The organism is Streptomyces sp. NPDC054757 (assembly GCF_053612185.1).
The window spans coordinates 94,803-113,086 of record NZ_JBSHBW010000019.1; the positions used below are offsets into that span (position 1 = coordinate 94,803).

Consider the following 18,284-nt stretch of genomic DNA (forward strand, 5'->3'; position numbering starts at 1 on the left):
CGACCGGCAGGTTCTTGTCGGTCCTGTTGGCCTCTCGGCCTCGTGACCGCGTGGCCCCTCGGCTCTCCTGAGCGGCCAGTCCCCGGTTCTCAGGCCCGGGTGCCCTGGTCGTTCACAAGAGTCCCGATCTTCTCACCCTTGACGGCCCGCGCGATATTGCCCGAGGCCAGCAGCTCGAAGACGAGGATCGGCAGGCTGTTGTCACGGCAGAGGGTGATGGCCGTAGCGTCGGCGACCTTGAGGTTGCGGTTCAGTACCTCGCTGTACTCCAGCGCGTCGTACTTCACCGCGTCGGGGTTCTTCTTCGGGTCGGAGTCATAGACCCCGTCCACCCCGTTCTTGCCCATGAGCAGCGCCTCGGCGTCGATCTCCAGGGCACGCTGCGCCGCGGTCGTGTCGGTGGAGAAGTACGGCATGCCCATGCCCGCACCGAAGATGACGACGCGTCCCTTCTCCAGGTGGCGGACGGCGCGCAGCGGGATGTACGGCTCCGCGACCTGCCCCATGGTGATGGCGGTCTGGACGCGGGAGTCGATGCCCTCCTTCTCCAGGAAGTCCTGGAGGGCGAGGCAGTTCATGACCGTACCGAGCATGCCCATGTAGTCGGAGCGTGCCCGGTCCATGCCGCGCTGCTGGAGTTCGGCGCCGCGGAAGAAGTTGCCGCCGCCGATGACGACGGCGATCTCGGCGCCGTCCCTGACGACCGCCGCGATCTCGCGGGCGATGGCGTGCACGACGTCGGGGTCGACGCCGAGGCCGCCGCCGCCGGCGAAGGCCTCACCCGACAGCTTCAGCATGAAGCGGCCGTGCCTCTTGCCGTCGCCGGTACTGCCGTCGTCGGCTTTGCCGGCGTTCCTGTCGGCCTGTTCCATGGAGATCTCCTCGTGCGCATACGAAGAAGGCCATTGCCGGGGGTCCTTGCGGTTCCCTGTGCGGCAATGGCCTCCTCGTCAGATCTGCGGCCGTCCGGCGCGGACCCGGGCGGCTGCGTCAGACCCTATCGGGGTCTTCGGTGGATCGCGTACAGACTCAGATGCCGACCTTGATGCGCGAGAAGCGCTTCAGGGTGACACCGGCCTCGTCCAGAACCTTCTGGACGGACTTCTTGTTGTCCAGCGCGTACGGCTGGCCCAGGAGCGTGGCCTCCTTGAAGAAGCCGTTGACCCGGCCTTCGACGATCTTCGGGAGGGCGGCCTCGGGCTTGCCCTCGGCGCGCGTGGTCTCCTCGGCGACGCGGCGCTCGGCCTCCACGACCTCGGCCGGGACGTCCTCGCGGTCCAGGTACTTCGGCGCGAAGGCGGCGATGTGCTGCGCGAGGCCGCGGGCGAGCTCGGCGTCGGCCTTGTCCAGCTCGACCAGGACACCGATCTGCGGGGGCAGGTCGGGCATGGTGCGGTGCATGTACGAGGTGACGTAGACGCCGGAGAACTGCGCGAAGCGGTCCAGGACGATCTTCTCGCCGAGGTTGGCGTTGGCCTCGTCGACGAACGCCTGCACGGTCTTGCCGGCCTCGATCTCGGACGCGAGGAGCGTCGCGATGTCGGCCGGGGAGGTCGCGGCGACGTGAGCGGCGAGCGCGTTGGCGACGGCCTGGAACTTGTCACCCTTGGCGACGAAGTCCGTCTCGCACTTCAGCTCGACCAGGACACCGGAGGTGTTGTCGTCGGCGATGAGGGAGACGACGGCGCCGTTCTCGGCGGAGCGGCCCTCGCGCTTGGCGACGCCCTTCTGGCCCTTGATACGGAGCGCCTCGACGGCCTTGTCGACGCTGCCGTCGGCCTCGTCGAGCGCCTTCTTGCAGTCCATCATGCCGGCGCCGGTGAGCTCGCGGAGCTTCTTGACGTCAGCGGCGGTGTAGTTCGCCATGATCGTGAAATTCTCTCTCGAAGTCTGAAAGATCTTACGGGTGGACGGCGGAGGCCCGGAGGCCTCCGCCGTCGACTACCGGACCGGTGAGGGTCAGGCCTGCTCGGCGTCCGCGGCCGGAGCGGCGGGCGCCTCGGCGGCAGGGGCCTCAGCGGCCGGGGCCTCGGTGGCGGCCTCGGCGACCGGAGCCTCGGCGTCCGCGACCTTCTCGGTCTCGGCAGAGGTCTGGACGACCTCGGCGCCGTCCTTCTTCTCACCGTCGAGCAGGTCACGCTCCCACTCGGCGAGCGGCTCGGCGGCGGCCTTCTCGCCCGGCTTCTGGTCGCCGGTCGCAGCGCCGGAGCGGGCGATGAGGCCCTCGGCGGCGGCGTCGGCGATCACGCGGGTGAGCAGGGTGACGGAGCGGATCGCGTCGTCGTTGCCCGGGATCTTGTAGTCGACCTCGTCGGGGTCGCAGTTGGTGTCGAGGATCGCGACGACCGGGATGTGGAGCTTGCGCGCCTCACCGACGGCGATGTGCTCCTTCTTGGTGTCGACGATCCAGACGGCGCTGGGCACCTTCTGCATCTCGCGGATACCACCGAGGGTCTTCTCCAGCTTGGCCTTCTCGCGCGAGAGGACCAGGAGCTCCTTCTTGGTGAGGCCGGAGGCGGCCACGTCCTCGAAGTCGATCTGCTCAAGCTCCTTCAGACGCTGAAGGCGCTTGTAGACGGTGGAGAAGTTGGTCAGCATGCCGCCGAGCCAGCGCTGGTTGACGTAGGGCATGCCCACGCGCGTCGCCTGCTCGGCGATGGCCTCCTGGGCCTGCTTCTTGGTACCCACGAACATGATGGAGCCGCCGTGCGCGACGGTCTCCTTGACGAACTCGTAGGCGCGGTCGATGTACGACAGCGACTGGAGCAGGTCGATGATGTAGATGCCGTTGCGCTCCGTGAAGATGAAGCGCTTCATCTTCGGGTTCCAACGACGGGTCTGGTGACCGAAGTGGACGCCGCTCTCCAGCAGCTCCCGCATCGTGACGACGGCCATGGCCGTACTCCTTGATGTACTCGGTTGTCGCGACCGCAGGTTTGCTGTCGCGCCTGACGCCCACACGCGCCGTGCCACGAGGGACCGAGAGGCGCGTCCATCGACCGCTGATGGGGTGATGGGGGGCGTGCGAAGTCGACCCGGTGACCCGGATCGCCACCAGAAGTGTACGGGACCCGGTGAGCGCCGGGTGACGGCGATATCCACAACCGCCTGGTGGTCCACAGATACCGGCCATGATCCCCGCGGATCCGTGCGACGGGGGACGGTTTCCCCATGCGCCTGAACGAGACCGCCCCGGGCCACGGCGCCCGCCGGCCGAACGCCCTGCACCGCTTCTGCCCGGACCGTAACGCCCCGAACGTGAGACGCCAGGGCCGGAACACATGGCTGGCCGGGTTGTTCGCGGTGGTGTGCGTACTGCTGTCGGCCGCCGTCCCGGCGTTGTGCTCCGGGTACTCGGCCGCGGTGCCCTCCTGGCATTCGAGCGCCGTGTACTCACGGCCGTCCACGCCGTCGCAGTCGCCGTCGTCGCCGTTGTCGGCGAGAACCACGGCCACGACCACGGTCACGGCGGCGCTCACCGAGCCGGCGCCGAGGCCCGCGCCCTTACCGGCCGCCGACCACGGCGACCGCAGCTGGCCGTTGGCAGGCCGCCCGCGGATCGTCCACGGCTGGGATCCTCCCGCCTCTCCTTACGGGCCGGGCCACCGCGGGGTCGATCTGGCCGCCCCCGCCGGCACACCGGTCCTGGCCGCCGCTTCCGGCCGGATCACGTTCGCGGGGCGGGTGGCGGGGCAAGGGGTGCTCACCCTCGCGGTGTCGGGCACGTCCCTGCGCACGACGTACGAACCGGTCCGGGCGCTCGTCCGGAAAGGGGACGAGGTCACCGCAGGCCGGCCGGTCGCCGTACGGGAGAGCGGACCGTCCCACTGCCCGTCGGGCTGCCTCCACTGGGGACTGCTGCACGGTGACCACTATCTGAACCCGCTGTCGCTGCTCCCACCCGGACTGCTGCACCGGGGACCGTCCAGACTGCTGCCGGTGTTCGGGATCCCGGAGATCAGAGGGAGCCCGGAGATCACGGGGAGCCCGCGGACCACAGCGAGTCCGAAGATCGGAGCCCTCCCAGAGACCTCAGCAAGCCCGGGGATCGCAGCCCGCCCGGGGACCACGGCGCGCCCGGAGATCGCAGCCCGCCCGGGGACCACAGCGCGCCCGGTAGGCGACAGCTCCCGGAGACCACAGGGGTCCGTCACAGGGGCCCCGGCGACGACGGCGGCCCGGGGACGGCACAAGTCCGGGACCGGTGGGGCTCAGCCCCGGACGCCGCCCAGTGCCATCGCGACGGCAGCGTCGGCCACCACGGCGGGGTCCTCGGACGAACCCGCCTCGATACGCCGCACCGCCGCGTCCACCACCCCCTGGAGCAGCATCGCCGCGAGCCTCGGGTGCTCGTGACGCAGGGCTTCGAGCGCCTCGACGATCATCGCGATGAGACCGCCGTGCGCGGCACGGATCTTCTCCCGGGCGCCCGCGTCGAGTTCCCCCGCGGAGATGGCCACCACGGCCCGGTGCCGCTGGTCCCCGACCAGGGCGAGCTGCTGGCGGACATACGCCTCGACCTTGCCCGCGGGGTCAGGAGCCCGCTCCATCGCGGACTCGATCTCCGCAGCCCAGACCGGGAAGTCGACGGCGCAGAGCTCTTCCACCACGGCGGCGCGTGAGCGGAAGTACTCGTACACGGAGGAGCGCGCGAGTCCGGTGCGCTCGGCGAGGGCGGGGAAGGTCAGCGCCTCCGTACCGCCTTCGGAGAGGAGGGTGCGGGCGGCGTCCAGCAGGGCGCCGCGCTGCATGGTTCGGTGTTCGGCCACGGAGGCCGCTCGAATCCTGGGCACGGGGTCACTTTACGGACCCACTCCGGGCAGGGACGATTCGCCTGCGGGATCAGCGTCCGACGTCCGAGAGCTTGGCGCGCAGCTGCAGGACGGATTTGGTGTGGATCTGGCTGACCCGGCTCTCGGTGACTCCGAGGACATGGCCGATCTCGGCCAGGGTCAGGCCCTCGTAGTAGTAGAGCGTGACCACGGTCTTCTCCCGGTCCGGGAGAGTGTTGATGGCACGGGCCAGCAGCCGGCGCAGCTCGCGGCCCTCGGCCAGCTCGACCGGGTTGTCCGCCGCGGTGTCCTCCAGGGTGTCCATCAGGCTCAGCCTGTCGCCGCCCTCACCGCCGACGTGCAGGAGCTCGTCCAGGGCCACCACGTTGGCCAGTGACAACTGGCTGAACACGGCGTGCAGTTCCTCCACCGCGATGCCCATCTCGGCCGCGACCTCGGCCTCGGAGGGCGTGCGGCGCAGCTGGGCCTCCAGCGTGGCGTAGGCACGCTCGACAGCGCGGGCCTTCTGCCGGACCGAGCGGGGGATCCAGTCGAGCGCGCGGAGTTCGTCGATCATCGCGCCGCGGATCCGCGTGATCGCGTAGGTCTCGAACTTGATGGACCGCTCGATGTCGAACTTCTCGATGGCGTCGATCAGTCCGAAGACACCGGAGGAGACGAAGTCGGCCTGCTCGACGTTGGGCGGCAGCCCCACGCTGACCCGGCCGGCGACGTACTTGACCAGGGGCGAATAGTGCAGGATCAGCTGCTCGCGCAGCCGCTTGTCGCCCGTCGACTTGTACGACCGCCACAGCTCATCGAGCGACGACGGCGCGGGGGGCCGGATATGGCCACGTGCCGCCGGTGGCGCTGCCGCGCGGTCGGAACCGGACGTGTGCTGGGGCATTCGTTGCCTTGAGCCGTTCTGCTGGGACCTGCGTAGGACTTGTTTTGAGCCGGATTCCTTGTGAGCGTAGCGTGACTGAAGCATTGCAGGGCGCAATGAGTGCGTCATGGCACCTGTGCGACGCCCTCACGCGGGCGGTGTCCCGGAGGTGATGCCGGAAGGCCCCCGCCGAGGCTGGGACATCACCTTTTCACCCGATTGCCCCAGGTCAAGCATCGCCTCGCCGGGCGCCTGCGATCTGTGGCGCCCCCGGCACCAACTGCCATCCTTCACTTCGCCGTTCAACGAACCCCAACGAGTGGAGTTCGTACAGCCTGGCGAGCGCTTCGTCGGCGGTCGTCCCCGCCTCACGGGCCACCTCGCGTGCGTCCGTCACGCCATGGCCCGGAAGTGCCTCCAACACCCGGGCGGCGGCCGGACCGAGCAGGTCCCTGGGCAGGACGGGGCCGTGTCTGCCGGGTGCCAGATCGCCGATGTTCCCTACCAGCTCGGCGACTTCGGCCGCATCCGTGACCAGGACGCCGCCGCCGCGCAGCAACTCGTGCACCCCGGCCGAGAGCCCGCTGGTGACCGGCCCGGGGACCCCCATCGTGTAGCGGCCCAGCTTCTGGGCGCTGCGCGCGGTGGCCAGTGAGCCGCTGCGGTACTCGGCCTCGACGACCACGGTCCCCCGGGTGAGGGCGGCGATCACCCGGTTGCGGAGGATGAAGCGGCTGGGCGTGGGATGGTCCCCCGGTGGCAACTCGCCGATGAGCAGCCCCTGTTCCGCGATCCGCCCGATCAGCTCGGCGTGACCGCGCGGGTAGACCGTGTCGACTCCGCAGGCCAGCACCGCGATGGTGGCCCCGCCCGCGGCGAGCGCGCCGCGATGAGCGGCCCCGTCGACACCGAACGCGGCGCCCGACACCACGACCCAGCCGAGCTCGGCGAGGCCCGAGCCCAGTGCGGCCGCCATATGCGCGCCGTAGGCCGTACAGGCACGGGCGCCGACCACGGCGACGGATCGCAGCGCCCATATCCTCAGCTGGGGCCGTCCCCGCACCCAGAGCCCGATCGGCCGCGCGTCCCCCAGGTCGTCGAGCTGTCCCGGCCACTCCTGGTCCCCCGGGCAGACGAACCGTCCGCCCCCCGCGTCCGCGTCCCGCAGGTCCTGATCCGGCCGCGCCGCCGCCGCCCGCAACCGGTATCCGGCGAGCCGCCTGGCGCTCATACCGGGGAAGACGGCATCCCCGCCGCCCGCCACGGTACGCAGCCGCCGCCACAGTTCCACGGCGCCCAGTTCGCGCAGCCACCGTCCGCCCGGCTCGTCGCCCGGCTCAAGGACCCGGGTCAGCGCGGCCCGTGCCAGCCGCTCGTCACCGCCCGGCCCCGCACCCGTACTCATCCGTGGTCCTTCCCGGCGGCGAGCAGCGCCCCCCGGTCCACGCCGGTACGCAGTTGGAGAGCGAGCCCGACATCCTGGGCGCCGGGCCGGTCCCGGCCGGCCAGATCGGCGACCGTCCAGGCCACCCTCAGCACCCTGTCGAGACCGCGGGCGGTGAGCAGCCCGCGCTCCATCTCACGCTCGGCCACCGCGAGCGCTCCGGGCGCGGCCGTCCAGCGGGTCCTCAGCTCATGGCCGGGCACCTCGCTGTTGGTGCTCCACTCCGTGCCGGCCAGCCGCTTCGCGGCCCGTTCCCGGCCCTCCCGCACCCGTGCGGCAACGGCCGCCGACGATTCGCCCGCATCGCCCTGTCCCATCAGGTCGGAGCGGCGCACCGGCTCCACTTCGACCCGGAGGTCCACCCGGTCGAGGAGCGGTCCGGAGAGTCTGGCCTGGTAGCGCCGGACCGCCGACGGCGGGCATTCGCACCCCGAGCCGTGCATCGTGTGCCTGCCGCAGGGGCAGGGGTTGGCGGCCAGCACCATCAGGAATCTCGCGGGCAGCCGCACGACCCCCGCGCTGCGCGCGACGACCACGTGCCCGGACTCCAGCGGCTGGCGCAGCGCGTCGAGGACCCGGACGGAGAATTCGGGTGCCTCGTCGAGAAAGAGCACACCGCGGTGGGCCAGGGACACGGCTCCCGGCCGGGGCAGGCCGTTGCCGCCGCCGATCAGCGACTGCATGGTCGCGGAGTGGTGCGGCGCGCAGTACGGAGCGGTGCCGATCAGTGGCTCGCCCGGCGGGAGGATGCCGGCCACCGAGTGGACCGCGGTCACCTCCAGCGACTCGTGTCTGCTCAGCGGTGGCAGGATCGCGGGAAGCCGCTCGGCCAGCATGGTCTTGCCCGCGCCCGGAGGCCCGTGCAGCAGCAGATGGTGGGCCCCGGCCGCGGCGACCTCCAGCGCCTTTCTGGCGGCGGGCTGCCCCGCCACGTCCGCGAGGTCGGCCCCCGCACCGGTCCCCCCGCCCAGGGCGAGCCCGGTGCCGGCCCCGGCGCCCGGCACCATCAGACCGGCCAGCATCGAGTCCGGCCGCCCCTGTGCGGCGGGCGCCTCGTCGGGGACCGGCTCACCGCTCAGCACCGCGATGAGCTGCCGCAGACTCCGCACCCCGAGCACCGAGACGCCCGGCACGAGTGACGCCTCCCCCGCGGTCTGCTCGGGGACCACGACCCGGCGGTATCCCGCTTCGGCCGCCGCCAGCACGGCGGGCAGAATGCCGCGCACCGGTCTGACCCGGCCGTCGAGCCCCAGCTCCCCGATGAGCACCAGGTCGGCGATCTCCCTCGGGTCGACGCGCTCGGCGGCCCCCAGGACGGCGCAGGCGACGGCCAGATCGAAGCCACTGCCGCTCTTCGGTACCGATGCGGGGCTCAGCCCCACCGTGAGTTTCTTCTGGGGCCACTCCGCGCCCGAGTTCACCACGGCGGCCCTGACCCGGTCCCGGCTCTCGACCAGGCTCTTGTCCGGCAGCCCCACCAGCGTGAAGGCGGCGATTCCCGGTTCGAGGTCCGCCTGGACCTCCACCACCACACCGTCCACGCCGACCAGCGCGACCGAACACGCACGGGCGAAACCCATCAGGCCACCCCCCGTGCGTGCTCGACCAGCGGCGCACCGCGCCTGGGCAGCACCACGCCGATGAGATCGATCCGCACCCCGCCGGGCGGCGGCCCGCCGTTCGCCGCGAGCCAGCGCTCGGCGAGACGTCTGAGCCGGTCGGCCTTGACCGGGGTGACCGCGGCCATCGGATGCTCGAAGGCGCCTTCTCTGCGGGTCTTCACCTCACAGACGACCAGCGCGTCGCCGTCGCGCGCCACGATGTCGATCTCGCCCGACCTGCACCGCCAGTTCCGCTCGACGACGGTCATTCCGGACCCGGCCAGCGTCCTTGCCGCCAGTTCCTCGCCGTACCGCCCGAGTGCCCCCCGTGCGTTCATCCGGCACCACCTCCGGCACCGACTCTGCCGTCCGGGCCGCCACCGTGTGGATCTTGGTGGACTACTCGCCGGTTGTGGAAAACCCGGTCACCCGGAAGAGCCGCGGCCACGCATAAAAGCGCAGGCACCCGCACAGACGCGGGTACCTGCAAGAGCCCAGCGGCCTGGCAGAAGCTCAGTCGGCCGGCAAGAGCTCAGCCACTCACAAGAAGTCAGCCGACCGGGACGACCTCAGCCACCCGGAAGTTCGAGATCGCTCTTGTTGAGCTCCTCGATGTTCACATCCTTGAAGGTCAGTACGCGTACCTGCTTGACGAACCTGGCCGGCCTGTACATGTCCCAGACCCAGGCATCAGCCATGGACACCTCGAAAAAGACCTCGCCCTGTACTGAGTGCACCTGCATCTCGTAGTCGTTGGTGAGGTAGAAGCGCCGCTCGGTCTCGATCACATATTTGAACAGGCCGACAACGTCGCGGTACTCCCGGTAGAGCTTCAGCTCCATCTCGGTCTCGTACTTCTCGAGGTCCTCGGCGCTCATGGCATGTTCCCCTTCAGCCGTGCGTCCCCCTATTGTGCGCCGCCCGCCTGCGCCCCTAGACGATTTCCGGGGCCAGGACCACCGGTGCAGCCGGGGGACCCTCGTCGAGCAGCGTGCGCAGCAGCCCGGCGAGCCTGGTCGGGTACACCGTCTCACGCGTCGCGGACAGTTCGGCGGAAGTCCACCACCTCAGCCCCGCGACACTCCGCTGCTCCAGCGGGGTCAGCCCGTCCATGGCGGTCGCCGTCCGAGTGGTTCGACCCAGAAAATACTGTTCGTCCTGGTTCCACCGCCGCCCGTCGAACGGGAAGGAGCACACCCTCGTCCACAGCACAGGGCCGAGTTCGACCGTGTCGATGCCGGTCTCCTCCCGTACCTCGCGGAGCGCGGCCTCCTCGTCGGTCTCCCCCGCCTCGACGCCCCCGCCGGGCGTGAACCACCAGGTGCGTGTCGGATCATCCGGCTCGAACCCGTGCATCAGCAGCACCCGGTCGGCCGGATCGAGCAGGATGACGCGTGCGACCCTGCGCAGCTCAGCCGACATCGGCGGTCACCTTCCGGCTGCGGCCCCGCCGCCGGGCGACCGGTCCGTAGACGCAACCGCCCAGGATCAGCACGATCCCGGCCAGCACAGCCGCCACCACCAGTTTCAGCGGTCCGGGCTGCGAGACCCCGCCGGGCAGCGCCGCGAAACCCTTCGGGCGTTCGATGGTCCCGCCGCTCAGCGGCCAGGCGATGGCGTCCACCCGCGCGGACACCGTCGAGCGCGGTACCGAGCCGTGGTCGGCGTCCTGGAGGTGGACACGGGAGTCCATCGAGTTGGTGCGCTCGTCACCGAGGAGGAAGAGCCGGCCCTCGGGCACCTTCACGGTGAAGGCGGTCGCGGATGCCCGGCCCCCGGAGAACGAATCGGCCTTCAGATACGGCTCGTTGATCCCCTTGCCGTTCACCGTGAGCCGGCCCCTGGAGTCGCAGCAGGCGACCTCGTCGCCGCCGACTCCCACCACCCGCTTCAGCATCGGCATATCGCCCCAGGCGGGATCCTTGAAGACCACCACGTCCCCGCGGCGCACCGCGCTGCTGTCTATTCGCTGTGCCAGCACCCGGTCCCCCACCTGCACGGTCGGGGTCATCGAGTCGGTCGGTACGGTGTACGGCTTGTACTCCACCGCACCCCAGGCGAACCCTCCGAGAAAGAGCACGCAGCCGAGGGCCACGGCCAGACCCGACAGCGCACTGCCGAGCCGGCCACCGCCGCCACTCGTACGTACTGTTCCGCTCATCCCAGCGCTCCCCCATATCGGAGATCGACGATCTGGGAGGGCACCTTACCCGGCAGTACCGTCAGCGGTACCGTCACGGGTCAGCCTGCGCCTGCGCCTGATCACCAGCGGCAGCGCTCCCGCGAGCCCGAGCGCGCCGGGAGCGAGTGAGCCGGCGGCGTTGATGCCCTTCTGGTCGAAGGTGCTCGGAACACCCAGCCACGCCCACCGGTTGACCGGCCAGGCCACGACGAAGGCCCGTCCGACGACCTCCTTGTCGGAGACCGTGCCCCCACCGGGCAGCTGCTGGTGGTAGCGGGAGTCGAGCGAGTCCTGCCGGTGGTCGCCCATCACCCAGATCCGGCCCTTGGGCACATGGATCGGCCCGAACGGCTGGTCGTCGCACGGGGTGTTGCCGGGGTAGATGTACGACTTCTCGGACAGCGCCTTGCCGTTGACGACGACCGGGCCGCCCTTCTTGCAGGAGACCGTGTCCCCGCCGACCGCGATGACCCGCTTGATCAGGTCCTTCTCCTCCGCCGACGGCATCAGGCCGATGAAGCTCAGGAACTTCTGCGCCACGTTCGGGGTGGGCGTCGGTTCGCCTTCGAGCCAGCCGCCCGGATCGTGGAACACCACGACGTCACCCCGCTCCGGCTCCGAGCCGAACCACGGTGTCAGCTTGTCCACCAGCACCCGGTCCCCGCGCTGCAGCGTGTCCTGCATCGAGTCCGAGGGGATCGAGAACGCCTGGACCAGGAATGTCTTGATCAACAGGGCCAGGACCAGCGCGATTCCGATGAGGAGCGGCAGCTCCTTCCAGAAGGAGCGCTGCTTCTTGGGCGCCTTGTCCCGGGTGCTCCCGCCGTCCTCGCCTTCCCCGTCGAGGCCGTCCGGGCCGCCGGGGCCGCCCGGTCCACCCGGACCGTTCTGCGGGCCCGGTGCCCTGTACTGGCCACCGGCCCTGTCGGACCCGTCCGGCCACCCGCTGTCAGAGGTTTCGGTTCCCTCGCCACCAACGGGCGGCCCTGGCCGGTCCTCTGGCTCTTCGTGTCCGGATCGCGCGCCGACCGCCACGTCCCCCACATCCACTCCTCACTCCGTGCCGTCGCCTGCCTCCGGGGAGACGCAGGCCCACCACTCCCATAACGAGCGGAAGTTCCGCAGGAGTCGGGAGCGGGAAGTTTACGTGCCGATCCTGAGCGGCGAGACTCCGCCGACCGGAACCGGCCCGGTCCGGACCGCCCTGGTCCGGAGCGGACGCCACCGACCCGAAGGCCGCGGGCTCCTTGAGCCGGCTCCAGTGCCCCAGCGGCCAGGCGATGACGACCGCCCGTCCCACCACCCCGCTCACCGGCACAGTCCCCTGGTAGGGACCGTCCATGTGGTACCGCGAATCCGCCGAGTTGGACCGGTGGTCCCCCATCACGAAGAGCCGCCCGGGCGGGACCTTCACATCGAACTTCAGCTGGGACGGCGGATTCCCCGGATGGAGATACGGCTCGTTCAGCGGGGTGCCGTTGACGGTGACCCTGCCGTCCTTGTCGCAGCACTTGACGGTGTCCCCGCCCACCCCGATGACCCGCTTGATCAGGTCCTGTTCATTGTCCGAAGGGAGCAGTCCGATGAAGGTCAGGCCGGTCTTGAGCTGTCTGACGAGAAACGGCGAGCTCTCCGTCCTGGTCTCCTCGGGCGGCAGCCAGTGGCCGGGGTCCTTGAAGACCACGACGTCGCCGCGCTGCGGTTTCGAGCCGAACCACGGCGTCAGCTTGTCCACCAGTACCCGGTCACCGATCCGGATCGTCTCCTCCATCGAACCCGACGGGATGACGAACGCCTGCACCAGGAACGTCTTGAGCACCAGCGCGATCACGATCGCCACGATGATCAGAACGGGTATCTCACGCGCTGTGGATCTGCGCCGCCGCCGCTGGACCTTGCGCGCGAGTCTGCGCCGCTCGGCCCTGGTGGGCAGGGACCGTGCACCGGTGGGGCCGCCGGCCGACGCCGGCCGTTCGCCCGTCGGCCCGCCGCCTCGTGCCCTTCCCCGGTTACCCATGGCCGCCGCCGGACGCCGGTACCCGGGCGAAGGCCCCGGACCTCTCCAGCGCGGTCCAGCGGCTGAACGGCCAGCCGATCCAGCGGGCCCGGCCGATCACCTGCTCCACCGGTACCATCCCTCCCCCGGGATCCCCGAGGTGGTCGCGGGAGTCGCTGGAGCGTGAGCGGTGGTCGCCCATCACCCAGAGGGTTCCGGCGGGCACCACGATGTCGAAGGGCACCTGGGACGGAGGGTTGCCGGGATACACATACGTCTCGTCCACCGGCCGCCCGTTCACCTCGATACGCCCCCGCTTGTCGCAGCAGACCACATGGTCGCCGCCCACCCCCACCACACGCTTGACGTAGTCGGTACCGGCGGGCGCCGCGAACCCCAGCGCGGAGGCCGCGCCGCGCGCCACCCGGGTCACGGGGTTCTGCGCGGGTGCCTCCCGTACGAAGGAGCCGGTGCCGTCGAAGACCACGACGTCCCCGCGCCGGGGCTCACCGCCGAACCGGTACGCCAGCTTGTCCACCAGCACCCGGTCCCCGACCTGGAGGGTGGGCTCCATGGAGCCGCTGGGGATGAGGAACGGCTGCATCACATACGTACTCAGCAGCAGCAGGAACGCCACACAGACGAGGGCCAGCAGCCCGGCCTTGCGCCAGGGCCCCTCGATCAGCGCGGCGAGACGCACAGAGCGCGACCGCTGCTCCTCGCCGGACGTGTCCGGTTCGGGTGAGCCGTCGCGCTCTGTCTGCTGTGCTTCGGTGTCCATCGGGGCCAGAGCTTATCCGGCCGCCCTGTGGACTCAGTGGTCGCGCTTCTCCTTGATCTTCGCGGCCTTGCCGCGCAGCTCACGGAGGTAGTACAGCTTGGCGCGACGGACGTCACCGCGGGTGACGAGCTCGATCTTCTCGAAGATCGGGCTGTGCACCGGGAAGGTACGCTCGACGCCGACCGAGAACGAGACCTTGCGGACCGTGAAGGTCTCGCTGACGCCCGCGCCCTGGCGGCGGATGACGACACCCTTGAACTGCTGGATACGCGAGCGGGTGCCCTCGATGACGCGGACGTGGACGTTGACCGTGTCACCGGCGCGGAAGGCCGGCAGGTCGGACCGGAGCGAAGCGGTGTTGACGCTGTTGAGCAGGCTGGACATGATCTTCTGCTTTCTTCGCCGATGCCACAGGTCATCGACGGAATCATCGTGATGAGTTTCGAGAGCTGATCGCGTCGGACGGTCGTCGTTCCCCCTGTGGCAGGGGCGCACGCCGGACGTACAGCAGCGGCCTATTCTTCCACGTCCTCGTGCTCTCGCCCAAATCGCCCTCCGGGCCCCTGCTTCCAGCCCAGGATCGAGAGCATTTCGCGGTCCTTCTTGCCGAAGGACGCCGGGTCGCTGCGCTCCAGCAGATCCGGCCTGTTGAGGTCCGTGCGACGGAACGCCTCGTCCCGGCGCCAGCGGGCGATCCTGCCGTGGTGGCCGCTGAGCAGGACGTCCGGGATGGACCGGCCGCGCCACTCGGGCGGCTTGGTGTAGACCGGCCCCTCCAGGAGGTCGGCCATCGCGCCGGTGGCGAAGGAGTCGTCGCGGTGCGACTCGGCGTTGCCGAGCACGCCGGGCAGCAGCCGGGCGACGGCTTCCGTGATCACCAGGACGGCGGCCTCCCCGCCCGCCAGGACGTAGTCCCCGATGGAGACCTCGTACACCGGCATCCGGGTCGCGTACTCGTCGACCACCCGCCGGTCGATGCCCTCGTACCTGGCGGGTGTGAAGACCAGCCAGGGGCGCTCGGAGAGTTCGACCGCGACCTGCTGGGTGAAGGGGCGGCCGCTCGGGGTGGGCACGACCAGGACCGGGCCGGACGCACCCGCCTCGTAACCGGTGGCCAGGACCTCGTCCAGCGCCTCACCCCAGGGCTCGGTCTTCATGACCATGCCGGGGCCGCCGCCGTAGGGGGTGTCGTCGACCGTGTTGTGCCGGTCGTACGTCCAGTCGCGCAGGTCGTGTACGTGGACACCGAGCCGGCCGCGGGCGCGTGCCTTGCCGACCAGCGAGACGTTCAGCGGTTCGAGGTACTCGGGGAAGATCGTGACGACGTCGAGCCGCATCAGTCGTCGTCCCGGGCGCCGGCGATCTCGGCCCGGCTCTCGTCGATCAGGCCGGGCGGCGGGTCGATGACGGCCCGCTGCTCATCCAGGTCGATCGAGGTGACGATCTCCTCGACGAACGGGATCATGACCTCGCTGCCGTCGGGCCGCTCCACGATGAAGAGGTCCTGCGAGGGCAGGTGGGTGATCTCGGTGATCCGGCCGACCTCGGTGCCGTCCGCCAGCACCACGTCGAGGTCCATCAGCTGGTGGTCGTAGAACTCCTCGGGGTCCTCGGGGGTCTCCCGCGGGTCGACGTCTGCGATCAGCAGGGTGTTGCGGAGCGCCTCGGCGGCCGTCCGGTCCGTGACCCCCGCGAAGCGCAGCAGCAGCCTGCCGCTGTGCACCCGGCCGGTCTCGATGGTCAGCGGCCCGGTGGCCGCGGGGTCGGTGGCGAGTACCGCACCGGGTCCGAGCCGCAGCTCGGGCTCGTCCGTGCGCACCTCCACGGTGACTTCGCCCTTGATCCCGTGGGCGCGCCCGATCCGTGCGACTACCAGTTGCACGCTTCGCTCCTCATTCCGCTGGTTCCTGCCGGTCCTGCCGGCCGGGGTGGTCCAAGTGTTGCCGCGCTCACCGCGGACGACAAAGGCCGGGGACGGCTTCTCAGCCCTCCCCGGCCCGAGCCGGTGTTCAGCTACTGCTCAGCGGACCTGGTCCACGTCGACGAGGTCGACCCGGATGCCACGGCCGCCGATGGCGCCCACGATGGTGCGCAGGGCGCGCGCGGTGCGGCCGTTGCGGCCGATCACCTTACCGAGGTCGTCGGGGTGCACCCGGACCTCCAGCACCTGCCCGCGACGGAGGTTGCGTGAAGCGACCTGTACGTCGTCGGGGTTGTCGACGATGCCCTTCACGAGGTGCTCGAGAGCCTCCTCGAGCATGCTCAGGCCTCGGTCGACTCGGTGGAGTCAGCAGCCGGAGCCGCCTCGTCCGCCTTCTTGTCGGCCTTCTTCGCCTTCGGGGTGATGGCCTCACCCTTCGGCTCGTCGCCCTCGATCGACTTGGCGAACGCCTCGAACGCGGCGCGCTTGTCGGCCTTCGGCTCCGGCTGCTGGAGCGGCGCGGGGGCCGGGAGGCCCTTGTGCGCCTGCCAGTCACCGGTGAGCTTCAGGATCGCCATGACCGGCTCGGTCGGCTGGGCGCCGACGGACAGCCAGTACTGCGCACGCTCCGAGTTGACCTCGATGCGCGAGGGGTTCTGCACCGGGTGGTACAGGCCGATCTCCTCGATGGCCCGGCCGTCACGGCGGGTACGGGAGTCGGCGACGACGATGCGGTAGTGAGGCGAACGGATCTTGCCCAGACGCTTCAGCTTGATCTTGACTGCCACGGAAGTGGTGTCTCCTGGTCTTGACGTGGTTGGGCACAACGAGATGCCACGTGGGGTTGCGGTACTCGGGTGCCCGATGGACGCGTCAGCCGGAGGACGAGAGGGTTCCTGTGCGGCTGTCGAGTACAGCTAGCCATTGTGCCATACGTTGCGGGACCCCGGGTCAGCCGGCCGCGGCCACCACTTCCGGGATACGGAACGCCTTTCCGCAGCCACCGCAGACGATGGGCGCCTGGGCCAGTACGGACGGGACGACCCGGACGTTGCGGCCGCAGTCGCAGACCGCCTTCACCCGCACCCCGCCACCGGATGAACCGTGCCGGGCGGCAGGCCCGCGGAAGGAGCGTTTGGTGTCGGCGGCCGTCGCCGCGGTGTGCGCCTTGAGCGCACGCTGCAGCCGTTCGGCCGTCTGCCGGTAACGGCGCTTCGCCTCGGGGTTGAGCGAGACCAGCGAGAAGCCGCTGCTGGGGTGCGGCTCCTCGGGGTGGTCGAGGCCCATCTCCTCGGCGATCGCCAGGAACCTGCGGTTGTGGTAGCGGCCGGCGCGCGAGGTGTCGCGGACACCTCGCGCTGCGGCGATGCCGTGGACTGCCTCATGGAGCAGTCGCTCGAAGGAGAGTTCAGCGCCGCAGGCGGACGAGGACTCACCGATCAGGGACTCGGGCGCGGCTAGATCCGGCAGCTCGGGGTGGTACCGCTGAATGTCGGCCCACGCCTGCGCCAGCTCTGCGGCGAGGACAGTTGGTGTCGTGCTCACGTCGTGACAACGAGCCGGGGTACCGCTGTGTTCCTATTCCGGGGCATCCCAAATAATTTGCACGTACCCGTCAGTTGCCCTTGATGCGTCCGGACGAGGGCGGGTGCGCTGATCTGCGGAGAAGCCTCACAGCTCGCACCAAGGTGGTACGTAGGGTCGCGTGCGCCCCGGCGCGTAGCCAGGGGTACCGCGCCTGCCGCATCGCACCGGCCGCCGCGCAAGGGGCGTTTCGGCCGATTCGACGGCCGGATCGGCCGGTCATCGGCGGCCACCGTTCCCACCTGCCGCCGTTCACGCCGGCCGCCGTACACAAGCACCGCGGTCCGGCCGGATCCGGGCCGCCGCCCGTACACGCGGCCCGCCACAGCGACCGTACCGGGAGCACCGCACGGGTCCGGCACCGGCCCGGCCACGCGGGACGGAACCGCGGATGGCTCGCACGATCGACCGGCCCGGTATGCGTGTAAAGCAGGCTTGACATTCGCCGATGGGTGACAAGTAAGCTTGACAGGTGAGAAACACGGTCAGAGCACTGCGGTCGTCACGAGGGCTCTCCCAGGGGCAGTTGGGCACGGCCCTCGGGGTCTCGCGTCAGACGGTCAACGCCATCGAGACCGAGCGGTACACACCGTCCTTGCCGCTCGCCATCTCCCTGGCCAGGTTCTTCGAAGTCAGCGTTGAGGAGATGTTCCATGTCGACAGGTGACCAGCGGATGGACAGAGCCCCGGCGAAGGGGTCGATCCCCGCCTTCTTCCTCGGGATCGGAGTGGTCTGCCTGGTGACCGCCACCGTCGGTGGCCACCTCGGAGTCGGCCTGGCGGTCTTCGGGGTGATGGCGGTGTGCAGCCTTGTCCTGGTCGTGCTGCGCCGCCGGAGCGAGACCTACCGGGGCCTCACCGAGGAGCCCGACGAGCGCTTCGCCCTGATCGGCCGGCGCGCCTGGGCGGGCACGGGCGTGGTGCTGACCCTGGGGAACCTCTGCGCGTTCATCGGTGACCTGGCCTCCGGGCGGAGCGGTGATCCGTACTACTGGCTGCTGGCGACCGCCGCCCTCTCGTACATCACGTTCGTCGCCATCCTCCGCCGGCAGACCTGAGGCGGGACCGGCCCGGAGCCGAGCGCGTTCCTCTGCCCCGCCGTGCCCGTCGGCCCCTC

General features: G+C 70.3%; 22 protein-coding genes and 1 pseudogene. 3 read left to right on the forward strand and 20 right to left on the reverse strand.

Going from position 1 to position 18,284, the window contains the following annotated elements; genetic code table 11:
• Nucleotides 1-89: 89 nt before the first annotated feature.
• From pyrH to rpsB, 3 genes are all read right to left on the reverse strand, one after another.
• Nucleotides 90-872: a UMP kinase gene (gene pyrH, locus ACWGKJ_RS22235; protein WP_385029742.1), complete on the reverse strand. Its 783-nt coding sequence runs from the start codon at nt 870-872 to the stop codon at nt 90-92.
• Between the two features lie 157 nt (nt 873-1,029).
• On the reverse strand, nt 1,030-1,866 hold the full coding sequence (tsf, locus tag ACWGKJ_RS22240; RefSeq protein ID WP_385029745.1) for a translation elongation factor Ts: 837 nt from the start codon (nt 1,864-1,866) through the stop codon (nt 1,030-1,032).
• A gap of 93 nt (nt 1,867-1,959) precedes the next feature.
• The gene (gene rpsB, locus ACWGKJ_RS22245; RefSeq protein WP_453315799.1) at nt 1,960-2,895 is read right to left on the reverse strand and encodes a 30S ribosomal protein S2; all 936 of its coding nucleotides are present in this window, start codon (nt 2,893-2,895) and stop codon (nt 1,960-1,962) included.
• 276 nt (nt 2,896-3,171) lie between these two features.
• Here rpsB and ACWGKJ_RS22250 point away from each other — a divergent pair.
• Nucleotides 3,172-3,825, forward strand: a pseudogene (locus tag ACWGKJ_RS22250) (M23 family metallopeptidase); the annotation flags it as partial.
• 386 nt (nt 3,826-4,211) lie between these two features.
• Here the strand turns inward: ACWGKJ_RS22250 and ACWGKJ_RS22255 are convergent.
• The 17 genes from ACWGKJ_RS22255 to ACWGKJ_RS22335 form a co-directional block, all read right to left on the reverse strand.
• The gene (locus ACWGKJ_RS22255) at nt 4,212-4,769 is read right to left on the reverse strand and encodes a TetR/AcrR family transcriptional regulator (RefSeq protein ID WP_385021769.1); all 558 of its coding nucleotides are present in this window, start codon (nt 4,767-4,769) and stop codon (nt 4,212-4,214) included.
• 73 nt (nt 4,770-4,842) lie between these two features.
• Nucleotides 4,843-5,679: an RNA polymerase sigma factor WhiG gene (gene whiG / locus ACWGKJ_RS22260; RefSeq protein WP_356832688.1), complete on the reverse strand. Its 837-nt coding sequence runs from the start codon at nt 5,677-5,679 to the stop codon at nt 4,843-4,845.
• 208 nt (nt 5,680-5,887) lie between these two features.
• Complete coding sequence (dprA, locus tag ACWGKJ_RS22265; protein ID WP_385021753.1) at nt 5,888-7,063, reverse strand: DNA-processing protein DprA; 1,176 nt, start codon at nt 7,061-7,063, stop codon at nt 5,888-5,890.
• A complete protein-coding gene (locus tag ACWGKJ_RS22270) occupies nt 7,060-8,682 on the reverse strand; it encodes a YifB family Mg chelatase-like AAA ATPase (RefSeq protein ID WP_385021750.1) in 1,623 nt (540 codons plus the stop codon). Before ACWGKJ_RS22270 ends, dprA begins: the two co-directional genes overlap by 4 nt.
• Entirely contained in the window at nt 8,682-9,041 is a 360-nt protein-coding gene (locus ACWGKJ_RS22275) for a YraN family protein (protein WP_385021747.1), read from the reverse strand. The genes ACWGKJ_RS22270 and ACWGKJ_RS22275 overlap by 1 nt, the downstream gene beginning before the upstream one ends.
• Before the next feature lie 231 nt (nt 9,042-9,272).
• Nucleotides 9,273-9,581 (reverse strand): DUF2469 domain-containing protein, encoded by a 309-nt coding sequence (locus ACWGKJ_RS22280; protein ID WP_003965949.1) that lies wholly within the window; start codon nt 9,579-9,581, stop codon nt 9,273-9,275.
• A 55-nt stretch (nt 9,582-9,636) separates the two neighbouring features.
• Nucleotides 9,637-10,125: an NUDIX hydrolase gene (locus ACWGKJ_RS22285; protein ID WP_385021744.1), complete on the reverse strand. Its 489-nt coding sequence runs from the start codon at nt 10,123-10,125 to the stop codon at nt 9,637-9,639.
• Nucleotides 10,115-10,864: a signal peptidase I gene (gene lepB / locus ACWGKJ_RS22290; RefSeq protein ID WP_385021741.1), complete on the reverse strand. Its 750-nt coding sequence runs from the start codon at nt 10,862-10,864 to the stop codon at nt 10,115-10,117. Before lepB (ACWGKJ_RS22290) ends, ACWGKJ_RS22285 begins: the two co-directional genes overlap by 11 nt.
• 45 nt (nt 10,865-10,909) lie before the next feature.
• Nucleotides 10,910-11,920 (reverse strand): signal peptidase I, encoded by a 1,011-nt coding sequence (gene lepB / locus ACWGKJ_RS22295; RefSeq protein WP_385021766.1) that lies wholly within the window; start codon nt 11,918-11,920, stop codon nt 10,910-10,912.
• Entirely contained in the window at nt 11,835-12,902 is a 1,068-nt protein-coding gene (gene lepB / locus ACWGKJ_RS22300; protein ID WP_385021737.1) for a signal peptidase I, read from the reverse strand. The genes lepB (ACWGKJ_RS22295) and lepB (ACWGKJ_RS22300) overlap by 86 nt, the downstream gene beginning before the upstream one ends.
• Complete coding sequence (gene lepB, locus ACWGKJ_RS22305; RefSeq protein ID WP_385021734.1) at nt 12,895-13,662, reverse strand: signal peptidase I; 768 nt, start codon at nt 13,660-13,662, stop codon at nt 12,895-12,897. Before lepB (ACWGKJ_RS22305) ends, lepB (ACWGKJ_RS22300) begins: the two co-directional genes overlap by 8 nt.
• A gap of 33 nt (nt 13,663-13,695) precedes the next feature.
• The gene (gene rplS, locus ACWGKJ_RS22310) at nt 13,696-14,046 is read right to left on the reverse strand and encodes a 50S ribosomal protein L19 (protein WP_385021731.1); all 351 of its coding nucleotides are present in this window, start codon (nt 14,044-14,046) and stop codon (nt 13,696-13,698) included.
• A 131-nt stretch (nt 14,047-14,177) separates the two neighbouring features.
• Complete coding sequence (gene trmD, locus ACWGKJ_RS22315) at nt 14,178-14,999, reverse strand: tRNA (guanosine(37)-N1)-methyltransferase TrmD (protein WP_385021728.1); 822 nt, start codon at nt 14,997-14,999, stop codon at nt 14,178-14,180.
• Nucleotides 14,999-15,544 carry a ribosome maturation factor RimM gene (rimM, locus tag ACWGKJ_RS22320; protein WP_385021725.1) on the reverse strand — a complete coding sequence of 182 codons (546 nt, stop codon included), beginning with the start codon at nt 15,542-15,544 and terminating at the stop codon, nt 14,999-15,001. Before rimM ends, trmD begins: the two co-directional genes overlap by 1 nt.
• 138 nt (nt 15,545-15,682) lie before the next feature.
• Nucleotides 15,683-15,922, reverse strand: coding sequence for an RNA-binding protein (locus ACWGKJ_RS22325; RefSeq protein ID WP_164265900.1), 240 nt, complete (start codon nt 15,920-15,922; stop codon nt 15,683-15,685).
• Nucleotides 15,923-15,924: 2 nt separating this feature from the next.
• Nucleotides 15,925-16,371 carry a 30S ribosomal protein S16 gene (rpsP, locus tag ACWGKJ_RS22330; RefSeq protein ID WP_385021722.1) on the reverse strand — a complete coding sequence of 149 codons (447 nt, stop codon included), beginning with the start codon at nt 16,369-16,371 and terminating at the stop codon, nt 15,925-15,927.
• Nucleotides 16,372-16,534: 163 nt separating this feature from the next.
• The gene (locus ACWGKJ_RS22335; protein WP_164265902.1) at nt 16,535-17,128 is read right to left on the reverse strand and encodes a hypothetical protein; all 594 of its coding nucleotides are present in this window, start codon (nt 17,126-17,128) and stop codon (nt 16,535-16,537) included.
• 511 nt (nt 17,129-17,639) lie between these two features.
• Between ACWGKJ_RS22335 and ACWGKJ_RS22340 the strand changes: the two genes are divergently transcribed.
• Entirely contained in the window at nt 17,640-17,834 is a 195-nt protein-coding gene (locus ACWGKJ_RS22340; RefSeq protein ID WP_385021719.1) for a helix-turn-helix transcriptional regulator, read from the forward strand.
• Nucleotides 17,821-18,225: a hypothetical protein gene (locus ACWGKJ_RS22345; protein ID WP_385021716.1), complete on the forward strand. Its 405-nt coding sequence runs from the start codon at nt 17,821-17,823 to the stop codon at nt 18,223-18,225. The genes ACWGKJ_RS22340 and ACWGKJ_RS22345 overlap by 14 nt, the downstream gene beginning before the upstream one ends.
• Nucleotides 18,226-18,284 lie beyond the last annotated feature (59 nt).

What these genes read in the sequence shown, in the direction of transcription:
- ACWGKJ_RS22275 (WP_385021747.1), bottom strand. Translation starts at nt 9,041, where the DNA reads ATGAACGCACGGGGGGCACTCGGGCGGTACGGCGAGGAACTGGCGGCA.
- trmD (WP_385021728.1), bottom strand. Translation starts at nt 14,999, where the DNA reads ATGCGGCTCGACGTCGTCACGATCTTCCCCGAGTACCTCGAACCGCTG.
- rpsB (WP_453315799.1), bottom strand. Translation starts at nt 2,895, where the DNA reads ATGGCCGTCGTCACGATGCGGGAGCTGCTGGAGAGCGGCGTCCACTTC.
- dprA (WP_385021753.1), bottom strand. Translation starts at nt 7,063, where the DNA reads ATGAGTACGGGTGCGGGGCCGGGCGGTGACGAGCGGCTGGCACGGGCC.
- rplS (WP_385021731.1), bottom strand. Translation starts at nt 14,046, where the DNA reads ATGTCCAGCCTGCTCAACAGCGTCAACACCGCTTCGCTCCGGTCCGAC.
- ACWGKJ_RS22345 (WP_385021716.1), top strand. Translation starts at nt 17,821, where the DNA reads ATGTCGACAGGTGACCAGCGGATGGACAGAGCCCCGGCGAAGGGGTCG.
- ACWGKJ_RS22325 (WP_164265900.1), bottom strand. Translation starts at nt 15,922, where the DNA reads ATGCTCGAGGAGGCTCTCGAGCACCTCGTGAAGGGCATCGTCGACAAC.
- ACWGKJ_RS22285 (WP_385021744.1), bottom strand. Translation starts at nt 10,125, where the DNA reads ATGTCGGCTGAGCTGCGCAGGGTCGCACGCGTCATCCTGCTCGATCCG.
- whiG (WP_356832688.1), bottom strand. Translation starts at nt 5,679, where the DNA reads ATGCCCCAGCACACGTCCGGTTCCGACCGCGCGGCAGCGCCACCGGCG.
- lepB (WP_385021737.1), bottom strand. Translation starts at nt 12,902, where the DNA reads ATGGGTAACCGGGGAAGGGCACGAGGCGGCGGGCCGACGGGCGAACGG.
- ACWGKJ_RS22280 (WP_003965949.1), bottom strand. Translation starts at nt 9,581, where the DNA reads ATGAGCGCCGAGGACCTCGAGAAGTACGAGACCGAGATGGAGCTGAAG.
- pyrH (WP_385029742.1), bottom strand. Translation starts at nt 872, where the DNA reads ATGGAACAGGCCGACAGGAACGCCGGCAAAGCCGACGACGGCAGTACC.
- ACWGKJ_RS22270 (WP_385021750.1), bottom strand. Translation starts at nt 8,682, where the DNA reads ATGGGTTTCGCCCGTGCGTGTTCGGTCGCGCTGGTCGGCGTGGACGGT.
- lepB (WP_385021734.1), bottom strand. Translation starts at nt 13,662, where the DNA reads ATGGACACCGAAGCACAGCAGACAGAGCGCGACGGCTCACCCGAACCG.
- tsf (WP_385029745.1), bottom strand. Translation starts at nt 1,866, where the DNA reads ATGGCGAACTACACCGCCGCTGACGTCAAGAAGCTCCGCGAGCTCACC.
- lepB (WP_385021741.1), bottom strand. Translation starts at nt 10,864, where the DNA reads ATGAGCGGAACAGTACGTACGAGTGGCGGCGGTGGCCGGCTCGGCAGT.